Here is an 18,676-nt window from a genome sequence, read left to right on the forward strand (position 1 = left end):
GACCTCGGCTAGAGACCGAAGACTGCGCGGAGTCCGATCTCGACCGCTTCCATGAGCCGCTCGTCGACTGGTCCGAGGTCCTCGGTGAAGCGAGGCGCGGACAGTGTGCGAAATTCGCCGAGCACGACGGTGCCTGTCGAAGGCGAGGTGATCGGGATGTCGACGAGCGTGGCCTCCCGTACCTGTTGCGGACAGATCAGCACGCAGGTGGCGCACTTGTTCTGCGTGTTCAGAGCGTCCGACGAGATCACCAGAACATGCCCGGGACCGCCGGAGAAAGCCAATTCGTAGACGTGCCCCCGCTTCACCGACCGCCCACCCGCGCCCACCGCTCGAAGGTCGCTTCCTCGGTCTCGGCGGGCTCTGCGGCGGTCGTCACGATGCCGGCTTCGGCCCGCAGGCGCGCGGACCTCTCCAACTCCGCCGCGAGCATTCGGCGGCGCAGTATCCGGGCCGTGTATGCGGAGGCGTTGCCCTTGGCCTTGATGTACGCGGCCACATCATCAGGGAGGCTCATCGTCATGTTGACCGTCATGTCGGCATCGTGGCACCCGTCATTTAGGTATATGGCGAGTCATCCCTATTTGTCCAGATCCACCCGCACCGTCAGCAGGTTCGACCCCATCGCCTTCACCGCCGCGCTGTTGAAGCGGGGCAGGGTGCGCAGCCGGGCGCGGGGGTCGTCGTCGGGGAGGAGGTGGGCCGTCCCGGTGTGCCAGCGGCCCATGATGCGGACCCGGACCTCGGGGTTCGCCTTGATGTTGCGGACGTAGTGGGAGAGTTCGCCGAACTCCGAGACCAGCCAGAAAGTGTCGCCGACACGGCGTCCGCCGAGCGGGGTGCGGCGCGGCTGCCCGGAGACGCGGCCGATGGTCTCCAGGACGGTCTGGGTGGGGAGGCGGCGGGTGACCGAGTTCAGCATGCGCTGGATTCGGCTGATGGTGCGGTACTTGGATTCGGGGGTGGATGGGGGCATCGGTTCTCGGGTCTCCTGTTGATCGGCCGGGGCGTGTCCTCCCATGGTGCCGTGCGCGTCCGACAGGGAATCCGTCGGCATGGGCAACGCCGTCCTCAGTTCACCGTGCGGCTTCTCCGAGGAAGATCGGATTCGTGAACGCCGCGAGTGCCCCCGGCACCACCCCCGCCGCCGTCTCGTGCCTCAACTCGGCCCGTACGTAAGCCGCGTAGGTCGGAGTCGTCCGCCATTCGATGGTGCCCGTGCCCGCGACCGGCAGGGGATCGCTGGTGAACAGCACGCCCTGGTCGGTCACGAGGCGGACGGTGCAGCGCGGGGCGCCGGTGACCTCCAGCCGTACCGTCACCGGGGTTTCGGCGGCCACCCTCAACCGCTCGCCGATACCGGCGTGTTCGCCCTTCGTCCCCGTCGCGGTGAAGGAGAGGGAGACGTTCTTCGACTCGGCGACATAGGAACGACCCGCGCGGATGCCGTCCTGGATCGCCTCCCTCGTCAAGTCGTCGGCCAGGACGACGGTTTGGGGGAGGCCGACCGCGTCTGGGTCGCGGTGGGCGTCGCTGTTGCCCATCGCCGGGAGCCACTCCCGGTTCTCGCGGACGGAGGCCACGAGGGTCGCGTCCCAGGAGGCGAGGGCGACCTCGTCGTCGGGCGTGTAGGGGCCGTTCCACACCTCGACGGCGTCCGCCTCGCCGAAGCCGAACTTCCAGGCGCAGCCGATGCAGGTGGCGTGCGGGTGGGCCGGGACCACGAGCCCTCCGGCCCGGCGGATCTCGCGGGCGAACCGGCCGAAGCGGTTGTCGCGGGCCCTGTACCGCCAGTCGACGAACGTGCCGGGCTCGGTGCCGAGGGCGACCACGTGACCGTTGCGGGTCGTGACCTCCTCGCCGAGCATGATCAGCAGGTCGTCGCCCGCCTCCGAGGCCCAATGGGGGTGCGAGGAGTGCGTGTTGTGCTCCGACGTGTTGATGAAGTCCAGGCCCGCCGCCCGCGCCAGCGCCGCGATCTCGGCGGGGGTGCGGCGCCCGTCCGAGTACCAGGAGTGCAGGTGGCAGTCACCCCGGTACCAGTCCCGCCCCCGCCCCTTCGCCCGCTCCGGCGGGTACACCGGCTGCGGCGCGACACCCGGTTCGCCGTAGGTGAGCGTGATCGTGAGCTCGTACGACAGGCCCTGCGGGGACACCGTGTACGGGCCCAGCGCGATGTGCCAGACGCCGGCGTGCACCGGGCCGGGGATGTACCCGGGCGTCGCGTCGTCCACCCGGACGAAGAACTCCGTGCGCGCCCCGCCCGACCAGCCCCGGAAGCCCCGGCCGCCGAGGCCGGTGCCGTGCTGGTCGAAGACGCCGATGTCGAGGGCGTTGCCCTGGGTGCCGGCCGGGACGGACGGTCGGTCGTAGGTGTACGCCACCTTCAGCTCGCGGACCCCCGCCGGGACCTCGACGGGGACGTACACGAAGTCGGGCGAGCCGGGCGGCAGGGTGCCCCGTACCGTCCGGCTCTCCTGGTCGCCGTCTGCCGCGGCCTCGGCGCCGCTCGCGAAGCTCACGCTTCCCAACGTAAGCGCGGCGGCTGCGCCCGTCACGAACAGCGCGCGCCGGTTGAGACCGTTTCCGTGATCGTCGTCGCACATGCGGCTGCTCCCGGGGTGTCGTCAGTGACAGGGATCGTGCGGAGGTGACCCGTACGACTCTGATAGCCCGCTGTGAACTCCCGTGCAAGGAAAGGCAATCGGCGGGTGTCGGGAAACCGGAGCCGGCACGGGGGAGGGCGGAGAGCTCCCACTGCCAGTGACACCGTGTAACGACCTGCCCGGCCGGAACGAATCGGGCGCCCCTCTTTGGCCTGATCAGACCGATCGTATGCTCGAAGGATGACGACTCCCGCGAGCTCCGGAACCGCCCCGACCGAGAACTCCATGCGTCGCGCCCTCAAACGCGCCCGTGACGGCGTCGCCCTCGACGTGACGGAAGCGGCGGTGCTGCTCCAGGCCCGCGGCGAGGCCCTCGACGACCTCACCGCGTCCGCCGCCCGGGTGCGCGACGCGGGCCTCGACGCGGCCGGCCGCGCCGGCGTGATCACGTACTCGAAGAGCGTCTTCATCCCCCTCACCCGCCTGTGCCGCGACAAGTGCCACTACTGCACCTTCGTCACCGTCCCCGGCAAGCTCCGCCGCGCCGGCCACGGCATGTTCATGTCCCCGGACGAGGTCCTCGACATCGCCCGCAAGGGCGCGGCCCTCGGCTGCAAGGAAGCCCTCATCACCCTCGGCGACAAGCCCGAGGACCGCTGGCCGGAGGCGCGCGAGTGGCTCGACGCGCACGGCTACGACGACACGATCGCCTACGTCCGCGCCATCTCCATCCGCATCCTGGAGGAGACGGGCCTGCTGCCCCACCTCAACCCCGGCGTCATGAGCTGGACCGACTTCCAGCGCCTGAAGCCGGTCGCCCCGTCCATGGGCATGATGCTGGAGACGACCGCGACCCGCCTCTGGTCCGAGCCCGGCGCCCCGCACTACGGCTCCCCGGACAAGGAACCCGCCGTACGCCTGCGGGTGTTGGAGGACGCGGGCCGCTCCTCCGTCCCCTTCACGTCCGGGATCCTGATCGGCATCGGCGAGACGTACGAGGAGCGCGCGGAGTCCCTGTTCGCGCTCCGCAAGATCTCCCGGTCCTACCACGGCGTCCAGGAACTCATCATCCAGAACTTCCGTGCCAAGCCCGATACGGCGATGCGCGGCATGCCGGACGCGGAACTGGACGAGCTGGTGGCGACGGTCGCGGTGGCGCGGCACATCATGGGCCCGTCGGCCTGTCTCCAGGCGCCGCCCAACCTCGTCGACTCGGAGTACAAGCGCCTGATCGGCGCGGGCATCGACGACTGGGGCGGGGTGTCCCCGCTCACCATCGACCACGTGAACCCCGAACGCCCCTGGCCCCAGATCGAGTTGCTGCGCGAACAGTCCGCGGAGGCGGGCTTCGAACTCCGCGAACGCCTCTGCGTCTACCCCGAGTTCGTGGGCCGGGGCGAACCCTGGCTGGACCCACGCCTGTTGCCGCACGTACGGGCCCTGGCGGACCCGGAGACGGGCCTCGCGCGTGAGGACGCGGTCGTGGAGGGCCACGCCTGGCAGGAGCCCGAGGAGGCCTTCGTCTCCTCCGGCCGTACGGACCTGCACGCGTCGATCGACACGGAGGGCCGTACGTCCGACCGCCGTGACGACTTCGACGAGGTCTACGGCGACTGGGCCGCCCTGCGCGAGGCGGCGGCGCCCGGCATGGTGCCCGAGCGCATCGACACGGACGTACGGCAGGCACTGGCGACGGCGGCCGACGACCCCACGAAGCTCACCGACGCGGAGGCCCTCGCCCTGCTGCACGCGGACGGCCCGGCGCTGGACGCGCTGACGCGGATCGCGGACGACGTGCGGAAGTCGGTGGTCGGTGACGAGGTGACGTACATCGTCACGCGGAACATCAACTTCACGAACGTCTGCTACACCGGCTGCCGTTTCTGTGCCTTCGCGCAACGCCGTACGGACGCGGACGCGTACACGCTCTCCCTGGACCAGGTGGCGGACCGGGCCCAACAGGCCTGGGAAGTCGGGGCGGTCGAGGTCTGCATGCAGGGCGGCATCCATCCCGACCTGCCCGGCACGGCGTACTTCGACATCGCGAAGGCGGTGAAGGAGCGGGTTCCCGGGATGCACGTCCACGCGTTCTCCCCCATGGAGGTGGTGAACGGCGCGACGCGCACGGGCCTTTCCATCCGCGAGTGGCTGACGGCCGCGAAGGAGGCGGGCCTCGACACCATCCCCGGTACGGCGGCGGAGATCCTGGACGACGAGGTCCGCTGGGTCCTCACGAAGGGCAAGCTGCCGACGGCGACCTGGATCGAAGTCGTCACGACGGCACACGAGTTGGGCATCCGGTCGAGCTCGACGATGATGTACGGCCATGTGGACCAGCCCAGGCACTGGCTGGGCCACCTGCGGACCCTGGCCGGAATCCAGCAACGCACGGGCGGCTTCACGGAGTTCGTGACACTCCCGTTCATCCACACCAACGCGCCGGTGTACCTGGCGGGCATCGCCCGCCCGGGCCCGACGATGCGGGACAACAGGGCGGTGGTGGCGATGGCTCGTCTCCTCCTCTACCCCTGGATCCCCAACATCCAGACGAGCTGGGTGAAGCTGGGCTCGGAGGGCGCGGCGGAGATGCTGCGCTCCGGCGCGAACGACCTCGGCGGCACGCTGATGGAGGAGACGATCTCGCGCATGGCGGGTTCGTCGTACGGCTCCTACAAGTCGGTACGTGACCTGGTCGCCGTGGCGGAACTGGCGGGCCGGCCGGCGCGACCGCGCACCACGCTGTACGGAGAGGTGCCCGAGGAGCGGCAGCGCGCCGCGTCCGCCTCGGACGGGCACCTGCCGGAACTGCTGCCGGTGCTGGACTGAGGGTCCGGGCGGTCGGACAGGGGCCGGTACGATGATCCGACCCCTGTTCGATCGGGATGTGGGGGCTGTGAGTAGCTGAGGAGATGCGTGCCCGTGCCTGCCTCGAAGGTCTGGGTTACCGGTCTGACGGTGGGAGCGATCGCCGCGGTCACGGTCCTGGCCATGCAGGCCGACAAGGGTCCGCACCCGAAGGCGTCCGCCGCCCGCCCCAGCGCCTCGGCCACCGCGCACGCGTCCAAGTCCCCCAAGCCGCACGCGACGGCCGCCGCGGTACCCGCCTCCTCCGGCACCGGCCGGCGCATCGTCTACGCCGTCGGCCAGAAACGGGTCTGGCTGGTCGACGCGAGCGACAAGGCGGCCCGCACGTTCCCGGTCTGGCCGGGCACGGTGAGCCCCGACCCCGGCAAATACACCGTCTCGGTCCGCAAGGACGCCACGACGGGCTCCGACGGCGTCCAGATCGAGCACATCGTCTACTTCGCCACCAAGTCCGGCCTCAACATCGCCTTCTCCAACGCGGTGGACGGCTCCTCGCCTCCGCCGGCCGCGGGCAAGCAGACGGGCGGTGTGCGGATGGGCAAGGCGGACGGGGCGGCGCTGTGGGCGTTCGGGACGACGGGCACGCGGGTGACGGTCGTCAATTAGGGGAGATTCCTGATCGTCGCGCCGTCTCGGCCTGGCCGGCCAGAGCAACCACGAGTGGCTGAAGAACCACGGAGTGATCCCGCTCGCCTACGGCGACGGAGCCGCCGACCGGATCAGTGCCGCCGCGCCAAACGGATCGACACCATCGCTGATTTCGCGGCCGCCGCGAAGTACGGGGTGAAAACCGACGGAGGGGCGGCGGCCGGGCCGGGCGCCAAGGTACTCACCGAACCGGCCGGGCTGATCTCCGACGGCCATCTTGAGGTACCCATCGCGAACGTCTACGCGTTGGCGCAGGTCCAAGAGGCCTATACCGAGCTCGAACGCCGCCACACCCACGGCAAGATCGTCCTCAAGCCCTGAAGGTCAGAGACTCCCGGGGCGTGAGAGCCTGCGCCCGGGTCATGCCATAGCGCATCTCAAGGACATGAACTTCCTTGGGATCGCTGATCAGACGGCTGTGGAGCTGGCTCTCCGAGTGCCCGAGTGCCTTGCCATCGCGGAGTTTCAACAGCCTGATCGAGCCCGCCATACCCGCGTGGTCCTCGCGGTCCGTGGGCAACACCATTCTGCCTCCGAGGGGTCGCCGTAGCGTCACCTCTTCCTGGACGAAGGTGAGCTGCGGCGCTGGCTTGCGTTCGAAGACGGCCTTGCGTGCCACGCGCGCGGTGACGTGTCGATCGATCTCCTCCTCCGTATACGCGGGCCGTCGCATGGCGTACAACTCCCTTGCGTGGTCCGGGGTTTGCAACAGACCGTGAATCTGGTGGCTGTCGTAGGCCCCCAGTTCTACGGCCTCGTCCTCCAGCTTCTTCAGATCCCGCACCTTCTTTGGGTACCGGGCCTTCTCCACGTCCTCTTTCATCGCGGAGATCTTGGCCGCCCGCTTTCAGTACCTTGTCCGCCTTGTCCGGGAACTCCGGCTTGGGTGCTCGCCGCCCCGCTCCACCGACGAGACCATCTCCGCGCTGTACCCGATCTCGCCCCCGAACTCCGCCTGCGACAGCCCGGCGGCCTCACGCACGCGAGCCGGACGACCCCGGACAGCACCCGGACAGTCGCGCTCCGTACCGACATGAATGCTGTTGAGGCACCCACCCCCTGCAAGACCGTGTGGGCCGAACTCGTGTTGGGGCGGGGTGAGGGGGTTGCTGTGGCTCTGAGTTGTGGGGTGAACGTTGGGCCACTCGCTTCTTGTCATTGTCGGGCTTCCGCGGACCGAGTAAAGGGCGCTCCCTGCGGTCGCGTCGGCTTCGCCGATGGCCCTGCGGGCCACCCTTGACTAGGTCCGCTCCAGCCCGTCTGAGAAGCGAGCGAGCGGCCCGGAGGAATGGGGGGCCCAGGTATGTCAGCCCCTTACGTGGGCTGCGTTGTGGGCCGGTGTTGCGGGGCGCGTCGGCGTCTCGCCTGCACGCCGGGTGGGCTCAGCGGCCAACGGCCGGTGGGGGGACTGGGGTGCTCGGCGTGTTGTGGGATGACGTGAAGTGTTTCTTCGGCCTGGGCTTGGTGGGCCGTTTTCCGGGTGTGGGTGTCGCGAATGCCTCGGTGGAGGGCCGGTGCCGTGGGCGGAGGGTGTGTTGTCCTGTTGCGGCGGATGCCGAGTGTCCTGAGGTGCGGGTCTGGCTGATGGCCGATGTGCTGGCGGTCTTCGGCTTCGGTCTGCGGGGTTTCCAAGGCGGGGACCGGCTTGGTGCGTTCTGTGGCTTGCTTCGGGAGTTCGGGCGCTGTTTGGGCAAGCCGTGCGGCCGTGCGGTGCTCTGCTCCCGCAGGTCAGGTTACGGGGGGCAGGGCACAAGGCCGGAGGCCCCATTGCGCAGCCGACAGAGACGGTGGGGGAGGAGGAAAGGAGAGGGGGTGGGGGTATGGGTCTGAAAAAGTGTGACGCTTCGGGCGGGGAGTGTCACACTTTTTCGGACCCCCCTACCCCCCCAGGCCTGTGTCCTGTCCCTGCGGATCCCCCCCACTCGGGGTTGGCCGCTGAGCCGGCCCGGCGTGCTGGCGAGGCGCGTACGCGCCCCGCTCCGCTGGTTGCGGACGCAGCCCACGTGAGGGGTGGGCATGCGTCGGCCACCCATTCCTCCGGGCCGCTCGCTCGCTTCTCAGACGGGCTGGAGCGGACCTAGTCAAGGGTGGCCCGCAGGGCCATCGGCGAAGCCGACGCGACCGCAGGGAGCGCCCTTTACTCGGTCCGTGGAAGCCCGACACTGGCAAAGAAGCGAGTGGCCCAACGTCCACTCTGTCGTCGCAGGTCGGTTCAACTCCCCGTATACCGATCAGCCCCCTCAACTCACCGTCCCCGTTCGATTACAGTGCTGAGCTGACTCGTACGTATGGACGGCGCCTGAGGAGGTCTTGGTGAGTGCCGCAACCGCAACCGCTGCCGGGGCCGTCTGGGGGCGGGGGGAGCAGCAGGACTTTCGGAGCCGGGTGCGGGGGACGTTGCTGGGGGCCGCTGTGGGGGACGCACTCGGGTCGCCCGTCGACCTGTTGGCGATGGACGAGATCCGGGAGGCCTACGGTGCGGAGGGCCTCGTAGATCTGGCGTTCGGGTACGGGCGGCGGGGGGCCGTCACTCATCTCACGCAGCTCAGCCTGTTCACCGTCGACGGGCTGATCCGGGCCCAGGTGCGGCGGGACACCGGGGCCTGGCATCCGCCCACCGATCTGCACCGGGCGTATCTGCGATGGGCGGCCACCCAGCACGACTGGGGACCCGACGAGCGTCGTAAGGATGACGGGTGGCTCGCGCGGGAGGAGTGGCTGTACGCGCGGCGGGACCCGACTCGGGCCTGTTTGCTGGGGTTTGGGGACGAGCGGATGGGGACTCTCGACGCGCCCAAGAATCCTGGTGAGGTGGGGGGCGAGGCGGCTGCGCGTTCGGCGCCCTTCGGGTTGCTCGTCGGGTGGGAGCCGCAGCTGGTGATGCAGCTTGCGGTGGAGTGTGCGGCTCAGACGCATGGGCATCCGGTCGGGTATCTGGCGGCCGGGGCGTACGCCGTCGTTGTGCATGGGCTCGCGCGCGGGGAGAGTCTCGACGCGGCTGTGCAGAGGGCGCTTGCGCTGCTGGCCGCCCGGCCCGGGCATCAGGCTGTCTCCGATGGGCTGCAGCGTGCGCTTGGTGCCGTGCGGCAGGGGATGCCGACCTCGGGGCGGGTCGAGGAACTTGTGGGGGAGGGGGGCGCGGAGGAGGTGCTCTCGGGGGCTGTGTACTGCGCGCTCGTCGGGGAGGACGTACGGCACGCGTTGTGTCTTGCCGTGAATCACGGTGGGCCCTCCGGGGTTGCGGGGGCGCTCACCGGTGGGCTGCTGGGGGCGTTGTACGGCGAGACGGCCCTGCCGCCGGTCTGGCTGGCCGAGCTGGAGGGCCGTCCCACGCTGCTCGTGCTCGCGGACGACTTCGCCGTGGAGATGACCCAGGGGCCGGCGCTGCACGGTCCGGCAGGTGCCTCCCCGGGCTGGCTCGCCCGTTACCCGCGGGGCTGAACCGTCCGCAACCGGTGTGCGATCGGATCAGTTCATCAGGCGCTGCGACTGGTCGGGGTCGACGAGCGTCTGGCAGAACAGGGTGATCGTCCCGACGTCGGTGCGACGTCCCTTGGCCGGAACATGGACCCGGACCGGGAGGACTGTGTTCGGGCCACGGCAGTCGTCGAGCGGGGCGACGCCGTCGTCGGCGTCGCCCCTTACGCTCTGGACCAGGAGACGCGGCCCGGCTGTGGACGGTGTCCGAAGCCTTCGTCCGCTGGACGTCAGTCCGTTCCCCGCGTCACCGCCGCCGTGTCCTGCGTCCCGTCGGCCTGCGCCGGTACCGGGACCGCCGCCGCCTCGCCGTCGTCGTCCCCGCCGCCGTTGATCTGCTCGATCAGGGCGTCACGTTCCGGGGTGTCCTCGGGCTTCACGTAGCCGATGAGGATGTAGAGGACGAGCGACACCGCGAGCGGGATCGACACCTGGTACTGGAGCGGGACCCCGCCGTCGACCTCCCAGTTGATGGGGTAGTTGACCAGCCAGAAGGCGAACAGGCCCGCCGCCCAGCTCGTCAGCGCCGCCGTGGGGCCGGACTTGCGGAAGGGGCGGAGCAGACCCAGCATCATCGGGATCGCGATCGGGCCCATCAGGCCCGCGACCCACTTGATGACGACCGTGATGATGTCCTTGAACGTGGGCGAGTTGATCTGCGTCGCCACCGACATCGACAGGGCGAGGAAGACGACCGTCGTCACGCGGGCCGCGATCAGGCCTGAACGGTCGTTCCAGGCACGGGCCCTGGCCGATACGACCGGTGCCACGTCCCTGGTGAAGACGGCCGCGATGGCGTTCGCGTCGGACGAGCACATCGCCATCGTGTGGGAGAAGAAGCCGACGACGACCAGGCCCAACAGGCCGTGCGGCAGCAGCTGTTCGGTCATCAGGCCGTAGGAGTCGGAGCCGTCCGGCTTCTGCGCGTGGACGAGCAGCGGTGACATCCACATGGGGAAGAACAGGACCGTCGGCCAGATCAGCCACAGTGCCGCCGAGAGGCGGGCCGAACGCTCGGCCTCGTGGGGGCTCTTGGTGGCCATGTAGCGCTGGGCCTGGTTGAGCATGCCGCCGTTGTACTCGAAGAGCTTGATGAAGAGGAACGCGAGGAGGAACACCGTGCCGTAGGGGCCGACGAGGGGTTTGCCGTGGCCCTGGAGCGCCGGTTCGTCCCAGGCGCCGAAGAATCCGATGCCCTTGTCGTTCAGCTTCAGTACGACGGCCACGAACATGGAGACGCCGGCGAGCAACTGGATGACGAACTGGCCGAGTTCGGTCAGCGCGTCGGCCCACAGGCCGCCGATCGTGCAGTAGACGGCCGTGATCGCGCCGGTGATGAGGATGCCCTGGTTCAGGGACACACCCGTGAACACGGAGAGCAGGGTCGCGATCGCCGCCCACTTCGCGGCCACGTCCACGATCTTCAGCAGCATCCCGGACCAGGCGAGCGCCTGCTGGGTCCGCAGGTTGTAGCGGTTCTTCAAGTACTCGAGGGGAGACGCCACATGGAGCCGCGAGCGCAGCCGGTTGATGCGCGGCGCGAACAGCTTGGAGCCGATGGCGATGCCCAGCGCGATCGGGAACGACCAGGTGATGAAGGACGTGACACCGTAGGTGTAGGCGATGCCCGCGTAACCGGTGAACATGACCGCGCTGTAGCCCGACATGTGGTGCGAGATGCCGGAGAGCCACCAGGGCATCTTGCCGCCGGCGGTGAAGAAGTCGCTCACGTTGTCGACACGCTTGTGCGACCACACACCGATGGCCACCATCACGCCGAAATAGCCGATGAGCACGGCCCAGTCGAGCCCGTTCATATGCGCCCTCCCACGATTGAGCCGGTTCAGCCCGGGGCTCATCGTGGGCGGTCGTGCGTGAGCACGACAAGTAAGCGAACAGTCAAGGGGGAGCAAAATCGTTCGGATTGATGTTCCGCGTTCATCTACATGAACTCAACGCATCAGCTCCCCGGCGTTGACCAGCAACGACTGTCCCGTGATCGCCCGCGCCCGTTCCGACGCCAGGAACACCGCCGCGTCCGCCACATCCCCGTCCGTCGCCAGCTCGGGCAGCGCCATCCGGTCGGACAGCCGCTTCAGCACCTCCGCCTCCGGCACCCTCTCCGTGTGCGCGGTGAACTGCACGTACGCCTCCACCGGCGGCCCCCACATCCACCCCGGCAGCACCGTGTTCACCCGGATCCGGTACGGCCCCAACTCCCTTGCCAGCGAGTACATCGCGCTCGTCAGCGCCCCCTTCGACGCCGCGTACGCCGCCTGCCGCACCTGCGAGGGGGCGGCCACCGCCGACTGCGTCCCGATGATGACGACCGAGCCGCCGCCCGCCTCCTTCAGCGCCGGCAGGCACGCCCGCGTCATCCGCAACGTACCCAGCAGATTCACGTCCATCACCGACTGCCAGGTGGCGAAGTCCGCGTCCTCGAGCCCGCCGAAGTAGCTGTCCCACGCGGCCACATGGACCACCGCGTCGATCCGTCCGAACCGCTCCCGCGCCACCTCCGCGAGCGCCTCGCACTGCGCCTCGTCCGTGATGTCGGTCGACCGGTACGCCGTGTGCGAGCCGTCCGGATCGATCTCGGCGGCCGACTTGGCGAGATGCGCCTCCGTGCGCGCGCCGAGCACGGCGTTCCCTCCGTCCCGTACGACGGCCGCGGCGACCTGGTGGCCGAGTCCGGCCCCGACCCCCGAGACGACGACGGTCTTGCCCGCGAGCAGCGACATCCGATCCCTCCCGGGGTCTGGCGGTTTATCTGACGGGGCGTCAGAGTATGGGCGACCGGCGGAGGACGGAAGGGGAGCGACGTGAGCGAGGACACCCGGAGCGACGTGTACGCCGAACTGGCCGCCGTAGGACCGTACGGAGTCCGGCCCGGCCACGCGTTGATCACCATGGTCGAACCGCAGCCCGGCCACGAGTACGCGTACAACCGCTGGTACGAGGACGACCACTACTACGCCGGCGCGATGGCCATGCCCTGGATGTACGCCGGCCGCCGCTGGGTCGCCACCCGGGACCTCCAACTCCTGCGCTATCCCGAGAAGTCGGCGATCGCCCAGCCCGTCACCGCCGGCTGCTACCTCTCCACGTACTGGGTCACCGAGGGCCGTTACGACGACCACATGAAGTGGACCGTCGGCATCAACAAACGGCTCAATCGCGACGGTCGGGTGTACCAGGACCGTACGCACGTCTTCACCGCGTTCCAGGACCACGAGGCGACCGTGTACCGCGACGGCGCGGCCGGACCGAGGGACTTCCACGCCCTCGACCACCCTTACGCCGGGCTGGTGTTGGAGGTCGTCGACAGTGAATCGGCCGCGCAGCGCGCCGAGTTGCTGGAGTGGTTGCGCTCCCGGCACCTCCCGAAGCGGCTCGCGGGGTCCCCGGCCGCGATGGTGACCGTGTTCCGTCCGACCCCGCTGCCGGGCGACCGCATGACCTACGTCAAGCAGGTCGAGGGGGTGGATACGCGGCTGACGCTGCTCTGGTTCCTGGAGGCGGATCCACGGGACTGCTGGGAGGAGTACTTCACGGGACTGGACACCGCCGTGGCCGAATCGGGCCTGGGGACGGTCGAGTTGGTGGCGCCTTTCATCCCGACCGTCCCCGGCACGGACAAGTACGTCGACCGGCTCCGCTGACTACTTCAGCTCGTCGGGGCAGGGCGTACCGCGCGGCAGCTGGTAGGGCGCCGCGAGCCGGTACGTCCCCGCCTTCGGGGCCAGCAGCATCGTCCACTTGTCGCCCTTCGAGTCCTCCGCGGTCTCCGTCAGGCACCCGTTGAGGTTGTCGTACGTCTTGGGCGTGCCCTCGGCGCGATGCTTGGACGCCTCGGTCTCCTGCGGCGGCTTGAGGCTCTTGCCCTTCGCGTCGACGACGCTCAGCCACGGCGAGTACGGGATGCGGATCAGGATCCGGCCCTTCTTCTTCACCTCGATGGTCAGCTCGCCCTGCTCGGCCCGGTCGACGACCGCGTTCGGCTCGGCGAGCGGCGTCGGGTCGGTGACCTGGAACAGCTGCCAGTTCGTGTCGCCCCAGACCTGCTTCAGATAGGGCATCCCGCGCTGGACCAGGTCCCGTTCGCGCTCGCCGCCGTCGCCGTCCAGCTTGTCCTTCGGCAGGACGACGTAGTGGACGGCCCAGCGCTGGAGCCACTCGTGGTAGTTCGCCGAGTTGAGGGTGTCGTCGTAGAAGAGGGGGTTGCGCTCCATGTCGGCCTGGCGGTTCCAGCCGCGGGCCAGGTTGACGTACGGCGCGAGCGCGGAGGCCTCGATGTGGGAGCGGGCCGGTACGACCTCGACCCGGCCGCGTTCGGCGCCGACCTCCTGGAGTTCGTTGACCAGCGGCGCGAGTTCGTGCGACCAGGACGCGGCGGGGGCGGTGTTGACGACGTCGTCGACCGACTTGAAGCCGATCCAGCCGGTGAAGCCGACGAAGGCCAGCACGATCGCGTACCACTTGCGCGAGCGCGGCACCGCGAACGGCAGCGCGGAGACCAGTGCCACACCGGCGAAGAGCATCGCCAGCCGGCTTATGTTCGAGCCGATCTGCGAACTGACCAGCCAGACCAGGATGACCCCGACGCTGTACACGGCCGCCGTGATCCGCACCGTCGTCCACTCGTGCGGCACCAGGAAGTAGACGAGGACCCCGGAGATCAGCGGCAGGATCATCGAGCCGAACAGCATCGGCTGGGTGCCGGAGAACGGGAACAGCCAAGCGGATACGGCCACTACGGCCGCGGGTGCGAGGCCGAGCGCCCAGGCGCCGGGGCGGCGCTTCTGCAGGAACAGGGCTACGGCGACCAGGCCCACGAACAGGCCGGCCACCGGGGACGACATCGTCGCGAGCGCGGCCAGCGGGGCCGCGCACAGGGCCTTCGCCCAGCGTTTGTAGCGCCAGCGGTACGGCCAGCAGAAGACGACGGCCACCGCGCCGAGCCCGAACACCATGCCCAGGCCGTACGTCACCCGGCCCGACGCCGCGTTGCACAGCAGCGCGAAGACACCCGCGAGCGAGGCCCACAGCGGGTTCTTCACCGAGCGGCTGCGGATCAGGATCAAGGTGAGCAGGCCCGCCGAGATCGTCCCGGCGATCATCATCGTCGTACGGACACCGAGGACCGACATCAGATACGGCGAGACCACGCTGTACGACACCGGGTGCATGCCGCCGTACCAGGCGAGGTTGTACGCCGAGTCCGGGTGGCGGCCGACGAACTCCGCCCAGGCGTCCTGCGCCGCGAGATCGCCGCCACTGTTCGCGAACGTGAAGAACCAGACGATGTGCAGGATCCCGGAGAGCAGCGTGAAGCCGATCACCGGGTGGCGGAGGAAGGGGGTGCGGAGACGGTCGATCAGCCCCGCCCAACGGGTGCTTCCGCTAGGTGTCGCGTCCTGGTCCGTGTGGTGCGCGGGCAGGTGTATTCGCGGGCCGGCTACCGGGCCCGGATCGGCATCGTCGGCGCGTGTCGGCTCCGCTGTGGCCACCTGAAGGCACTCCCCGTGTCCCGTCTTCTGTTCCCGGCCGCGTCCCGTCCCGTTCCCGGCCTGTTCGACGCCGCGTCCACTTGACCGGCGACGTGCCCCGATTCGCGACGCTAGCACGCACCCCGCCGGTCGGCTCCCGTGCGGGTGGCCGGTCGGCGGGGTGCGGTGACGTACAACGCCTCGTGGGTCAGCCGAGACGCGTCAGCTTCGCGGTCAGGGCCGGTTCCGCGAGATCCTTCTGCAGGGCGACCGGCACCTTGACCGCGCCGCCCGAACCGTCGCCCACGGTGAGCGTGCCCACCTTGGTGCCGGCCTTCGCGGTGTGCGGTACGGAGTCGGGGGCGAACGACAGCTTCACCTTCAGGCCGGCCCAGCCGACCGCGGCGACGTCCTTGGTGACGACGACCGGGGTGTGACCGCCGAGCTGGTCGTCAACGTACCCGACGACGTCACCCTTCTTCAGGATCTTCGCCGACTTCATGGCGTCCTGCGCCGCGAGCATCGCCGTCTTGCTGACCGCGTTGACGGTGTCGATGATCGGCGCGGTGTGCTGGCCGAGGATCGCGCCGACGACGACGGCCGTCTCACCGCCGACCTCCTTGGTGGCGGCGAAGAGCAGGTTGCCGCCGGCCGCGGTGGTGGTGCCGGTCTTGATGCCGAGCGAGTTGTTGTACGGCACCAGGCGGTTGTAGTTGGTCCACTTCTTGCCGGACGGGTCGACCCAGCTCGGCAGCTTGGTGATGTCCATCAGCGCCTGGATCTTGACCAGTTGATTGCCCAGCTTCACCTGGTCCTCTGCGGTGGAGACCGTGGTCTCCTTCAGGCCCGAGGCGTCCGTGTACGTCGTGTTCGTCATCCCCAGCGACTTCGCGGTGTCGTTCATCTTCTTGATGAACGCCGCCTCGGAGCCCGCGTCCCACCGGGCCAGCAGCCGCGCGATGTTGTTCGCCGACGGGATCATGATCGCCGACAGCGCCTGCTTCTCGGTGAGGACGTCGCCCGCCTTGACGGTGTTGAGCGTGGACTCGCCGTCCTTGTCGTAACCGCCCTCCTTCTCGGCGGTCGCGTCCACAGTGATCTTCTCGCCCTCCGCGCCCGACTTCAGCGGGTGGTCCTTGAGGACGATGTACGCCGTCATCGCCTTCGCCACGGACCCGATGGCGACCGGCGTCTGCTTGCCGAAGTTGCCCATCGTGCCGATGCCGTTGACGTCCATCCAGCCCTGGCCCTCGCTCGGCCACGGGAGGTTCGCCTTGCTGCCGGCGAAGGTGTACGAGTCGTCGGCGGTGAGCGTGAGGGAGGGCGTCGGCAGCGGCCTCAGGGCCTGCACTACTGCAAACACGATCGCCAGGAGGACGACCAGCGGGGTCCAGATCTTGACCCTGCGGATCGCCGTACGGACCGGGGTCTCCGGCGGCGGCGGAGTGTTGGTCAGCTCGGCGAGGAGGTCCAGCGGGGGCTTCGGGGGAAGCGGCTGCTGGGTCGTGCGCTCCGGGCCGACCTGGGCGACGGGGCGGGTGGCGTCCGGCCGGGGTGCGCGGGGCGCCCGCGGCTCGTCGAGGGGCTTCAGCGCGACGAACTTGCTGGTGCGCTCGGCGGGGGCCTCGGGGGTGGGCGGGGCCTTGGGTGCCTTGAGAGTGGTGGTCGGCTGGTCCACCGCGGGCTTGGGCGCCCGTACGGCCTTGAAAACGGCCGTGGGCTGATCGACCGCCTCGGCTACGCCGTCGTCCGCCTTCGTTTTCCCACCCGCACCACCCGTGCGGGTCGCGTTGTCGGGTGCGGGTGGAGCCTGTGGGGCGGAGGCGCCGTCGGCGGCTTTCGGTTCGGGGGTGGTGGGGGGTTCGGGGGTCGGGGGGGTGTCTTGCGGCTCAGCTGTCGCGTCTTCCGGTTCGGCTTCGGGTGTGCGAGGGGCCGCGTCCTCCGGCTCCGCTGAGGAGGAGCCAGGTGCGGCGTCTTCCGGGTCGGCTTCGGATGCGCTGGGTGCGGCGTCTTCCGGGTCGGTTTCGGAGGAGCCGGGTGCGGCGTCTTCCGGGTCGGTTTCGGAGGAGCCGGGGGTGGCGTCTTCCGGGTCGGTTTCGGAGGAGCCGGGGGTGGCGTCTTCCGGGTCGGTTTCGGATGCGCCGGGGGCCGCGTCCTCCGGCTCGGCTGTGGAGGAGCCGGGTGCGGCGTCTTCCGGTTCGGCTGCGGACGCGTCCGGTGCGGTGTCCTCCGGCTCGCCCTCGGCTGCGTTGGGGACGGCGTCCTGTGGTTCCTCGTCCGCGTCTCCGTCGGCCTCCGGAGTCTCGTCCGGGTCGGGAGCCGCGTCCTCGGGAGTGCCGGTGGCCTCCGGGCGGGCGTCAGCGATCTCGTCGTGGGTCTCGGTCTCGGTCTCGGTCTTGTCGGCTTCGGCGGTCTCAGGAACCGCGTCCTGCGGCCCGTCCTCGGTCGCGGTCCCGGCGTCCTCCGACTCGGCACCCCGCCCAGCATCGGCCGCCGCGGCCGCTACGGCACTCACGGAGCCCTCCTGGGCCTCCGCAGCGCTCTCCGCGTCCGCGGGGCGCCCCTTCGCGGGGCGAGTCGCCACGACGACGGTCTCCGCGCTCTCGGCGGACTTCGCCGAGTCCGCGGCCGTAGAAGCCTCGCTCGCGTCGTCGGCCGCTTCGGCCCCGGCAGGCTCGTGTACGTCCGAACCGTCCGACTCGCCCGAGTCCTCGGGCTCGTCCGCACTCGCCACCCAGGCCGCCACAGCCGCCCGCAACCGGGCATCGCCCGCCGGGCCGCCCTTGGCGGAAGGGTTCTGCGCATCGGCGTCCTCGACGGCTTCCGCGCCCGCAACGCCCCCGATGACTTCGGCGTCGTCGGCGGACTCGGCGCCCTCGGGACCCTCGCCACCCTCGGCCGGCTCGGGACCCTCGGAGTTACCGGTTTCGTCGGCGCCGGCCGCCTCACCCGACTCGCCGGCACTACCCGACCCGTCGTCGCCCTCACCGACATCGCCCGATGCACCGGCCCCACCGGACTCGCCAGTCCCACCAGCCTCGCCCGACCCACCGACCGCATCCGAGTCACCGCCCGAGCCGGAGCCGGAGCCATCGTCCGAGCCGGACGCACCGCCCGCACCGTCGGAGCCGGCCACACCGCCCGCACCGTCGGAGCCGCCCGCACCGCCCGCACCGGACGCACCGTCCGACCCCGCCCCGTCACCGGCCGTCCCCGACGCCCCGCCCGTGTCCCCGTCCTCGGTCGCCCCCGCCCGCAGCTCCCGGATCGAGAAGATCTTCGTCGCCGTGTCGACACCCCCGCGCTGGGACGACGTCGACGTGGCCTCGCGGGCCACCGCCAGGCGCGGGTCGCGTTCGGACCTCGCCTCGGGAACCGGACTCGCGCTCCCCGGCGTCGGTTCTGCCGACGACTCGCGCTGCTTCGACCTGTCGGGGGACTCGCCCGCCACCGATGCCTCCTCCATGAGCCGCACGCCCACCGTGCGTCAACCGAACCGACCGAGATAGCCGAGACAGCTACAGAAACAGCTGAAAACAGCCGGTAAATCTCCTACCCGCAGCCCGGACAACGCATCAAACACCGTTGTCC

General features: G+C 69.9%; 15 protein-coding genes. 5 read left to right on the forward strand and 10 right to left on the reverse strand.

Features of this window, described 5'->3' with window-relative positions:
* Nucleotides 1–8: 8 nt before the first annotated feature.
* The 4 genes from ACFXC1_RS19260 to ACFXC1_RS19275 all read right to left on the reverse strand — a co-directional run bounded on the left by ACFXC1_RS19260 (nt 9) and on the right by ACFXC1_RS19275 (nt 2,606).
* Nucleotides 9–329: a type II toxin-antitoxin system PemK/MazF family toxin gene (locus ACFXC1_RS19260; protein WP_381244164.1), complete on the reverse strand. Its 321-nt coding sequence runs from the start codon at nt 327–329 to the stop codon at nt 9–11.
* Nucleotides 305–535: a hypothetical protein gene (locus ACFXC1_RS19265; protein WP_381244166.1), complete on the reverse strand. Its 231-nt coding sequence runs from the start codon at nt 533–535 to the stop codon at nt 305–307. Before ACFXC1_RS19265 ends, ACFXC1_RS19260 begins: the two co-directional genes overlap by 25 nt.
* Before the next feature lie 45 nt (nt 536–580).
* Entirely contained in the window at nt 581–976 is a 396-nt protein-coding gene (locus ACFXC1_RS19270; RefSeq protein ID WP_381244324.1) for a nitroreductase/quinone reductase family protein, read from the reverse strand.
* A 100-nt stretch (nt 977–1,076) separates the two neighbouring features.
* Complete coding sequence (locus ACFXC1_RS19275; RefSeq protein ID WP_381244167.1) at nt 1,077–2,606, reverse strand: CehA/McbA family metallohydrolase; 1,530 nt, start codon at nt 2,604–2,606, stop codon at nt 1,077–1,079.
* A gap of 240 nt (nt 2,607–2,846) precedes the next feature.
* On the opposite strand from ACFXC1_RS19275, the gene ACFXC1_RS19280 reads away from it, so the two are divergent.
* The 3 genes from ACFXC1_RS19280 (at nt 2,847) to ACFXC1_RS19290 (ending at nt 6,440) form a co-directional block, all read left to right on the forward strand.
* A complete protein-coding gene (locus tag ACFXC1_RS19280) occupies nt 2,847–5,432 on the forward strand; it encodes a bifunctional FO biosynthesis protein CofGH (RefSeq protein ID WP_381244169.1) in 2,586 nt (861 codons plus the stop codon).
* A gap of 93 nt (nt 5,433–5,525) precedes the next feature.
* Nucleotides 5,526–6,077 carry a hypothetical protein gene (locus tag ACFXC1_RS19285; RefSeq protein ID WP_381244171.1) on the forward strand — a complete coding sequence of 184 codons (552 nt, stop codon included), beginning with the start codon at nt 5,526–5,528 and terminating at the stop codon, nt 6,075–6,077.
* A gap of 177 nt (nt 6,078–6,254) precedes the next feature.
* Nucleotides 6,255–6,440 carry a zinc-binding dehydrogenase gene (locus ACFXC1_RS19290; protein ID WP_381244173.1) on the forward strand — a complete coding sequence of 62 codons (186 nt, stop codon included), beginning with the start codon at nt 6,255–6,257 and terminating at the stop codon, nt 6,438–6,440.
* On the opposite strand, the gene ACFXC1_RS19295 is transcribed toward ACFXC1_RS19290, so the two are convergent.
* Entirely contained in the window at nt 6,430–6,942 is a 513-nt protein-coding gene (locus ACFXC1_RS19295) for a DUF5753 domain-containing protein (protein ID WP_381244174.1), read from the reverse strand. The two genes, ACFXC1_RS19290 and ACFXC1_RS19295, sit on opposite strands and share 11 nt — an antisense overlap.
* A gap of 24 nt (nt 6,943–6,966) precedes the next feature.
* Complete coding sequence (locus ACFXC1_RS19300) at nt 6,967–7,278, reverse strand: helix-turn-helix domain-containing protein (RefSeq protein WP_381244176.1); 312 nt, start codon at nt 7,276–7,278, stop codon at nt 6,967–6,969.
* A 1,154-nt stretch (nt 7,279–8,432) separates the two neighbouring features.
* Between ACFXC1_RS19300 and ACFXC1_RS19305 the strand changes: the two genes are divergently transcribed.
* Nucleotides 8,433–9,560 (forward strand): ADP-ribosylglycohydrolase family protein, encoded by a 1,128-nt coding sequence (locus ACFXC1_RS19305; protein ID WP_381244178.1) that lies wholly within the window; start codon nt 8,433–8,435, stop codon nt 9,558–9,560.
* Between the two features lie 266 nt (nt 9,561–9,826).
* On the opposite strand, the gene ACFXC1_RS19310 is transcribed toward ACFXC1_RS19305, so the two are convergent.
* Both ACFXC1_RS19310 and ACFXC1_RS19315 read right to left on the reverse strand, forming a co-directional pair.
* Nucleotides 9,827–11,413, reverse strand: coding sequence for a sodium:solute symporter family protein (locus tag ACFXC1_RS19310; protein WP_381244180.1), 1,587 nt, complete (start codon nt 11,411–11,413; stop codon nt 9,827–9,829).
* A gap of 135 nt (nt 11,414–11,548) precedes the next feature.
* Nucleotides 11,549–12,337, reverse strand: coding sequence for an SDR family oxidoreductase (locus tag ACFXC1_RS19315; protein ID WP_381244182.1), 789 nt, complete (start codon nt 12,335–12,337; stop codon nt 11,549–11,551).
* A gap of 81 nt (nt 12,338–12,418) precedes the next feature.
* Between ACFXC1_RS19315 and ACFXC1_RS19320 the strand changes: the two genes are divergently transcribed.
* Nucleotides 12,419–13,258, forward strand: a complete 840-nt coding sequence (locus ACFXC1_RS19320) for a hypothetical protein (RefSeq protein WP_381244184.1) — start codon at nt 12,419–12,421, stop codon at nt 13,256–13,258.
* On the opposite strand, the gene ACFXC1_RS19325 is transcribed toward ACFXC1_RS19320, so the two are convergent.
* Both ACFXC1_RS19325 and ACFXC1_RS19330 read right to left on the reverse strand, forming a co-directional pair.
* The gene (locus tag ACFXC1_RS19325; protein ID WP_381244186.1) at nt 13,259–15,106 is read right to left on the reverse strand and encodes a DUF2062 domain-containing protein; all 1,848 of its coding nucleotides are present in this window, start codon (nt 15,104–15,106) and stop codon (nt 13,259–13,261) included.
* Between the two features lie 187 nt (nt 15,107–15,293).
* Nucleotides 15,294–18,551 (reverse strand): D-alanyl-D-alanine carboxypeptidase, encoded by a 3,258-nt coding sequence (locus ACFXC1_RS19330; protein ID WP_381244188.1) that lies wholly within the window; start codon nt 18,549–18,551, stop codon nt 15,294–15,296.
* Nucleotides 18,552–18,676: the final 125 nt, after the last annotated feature.

The organism is Streptomyces hokutonensis, from assembly GCF_042751305.1.
Lineage (GTDB): Bacteria > Actinomycetota > Actinomycetes > Streptomycetales > Streptomycetaceae > Streptomyces > Streptomyces hokutonensis_A.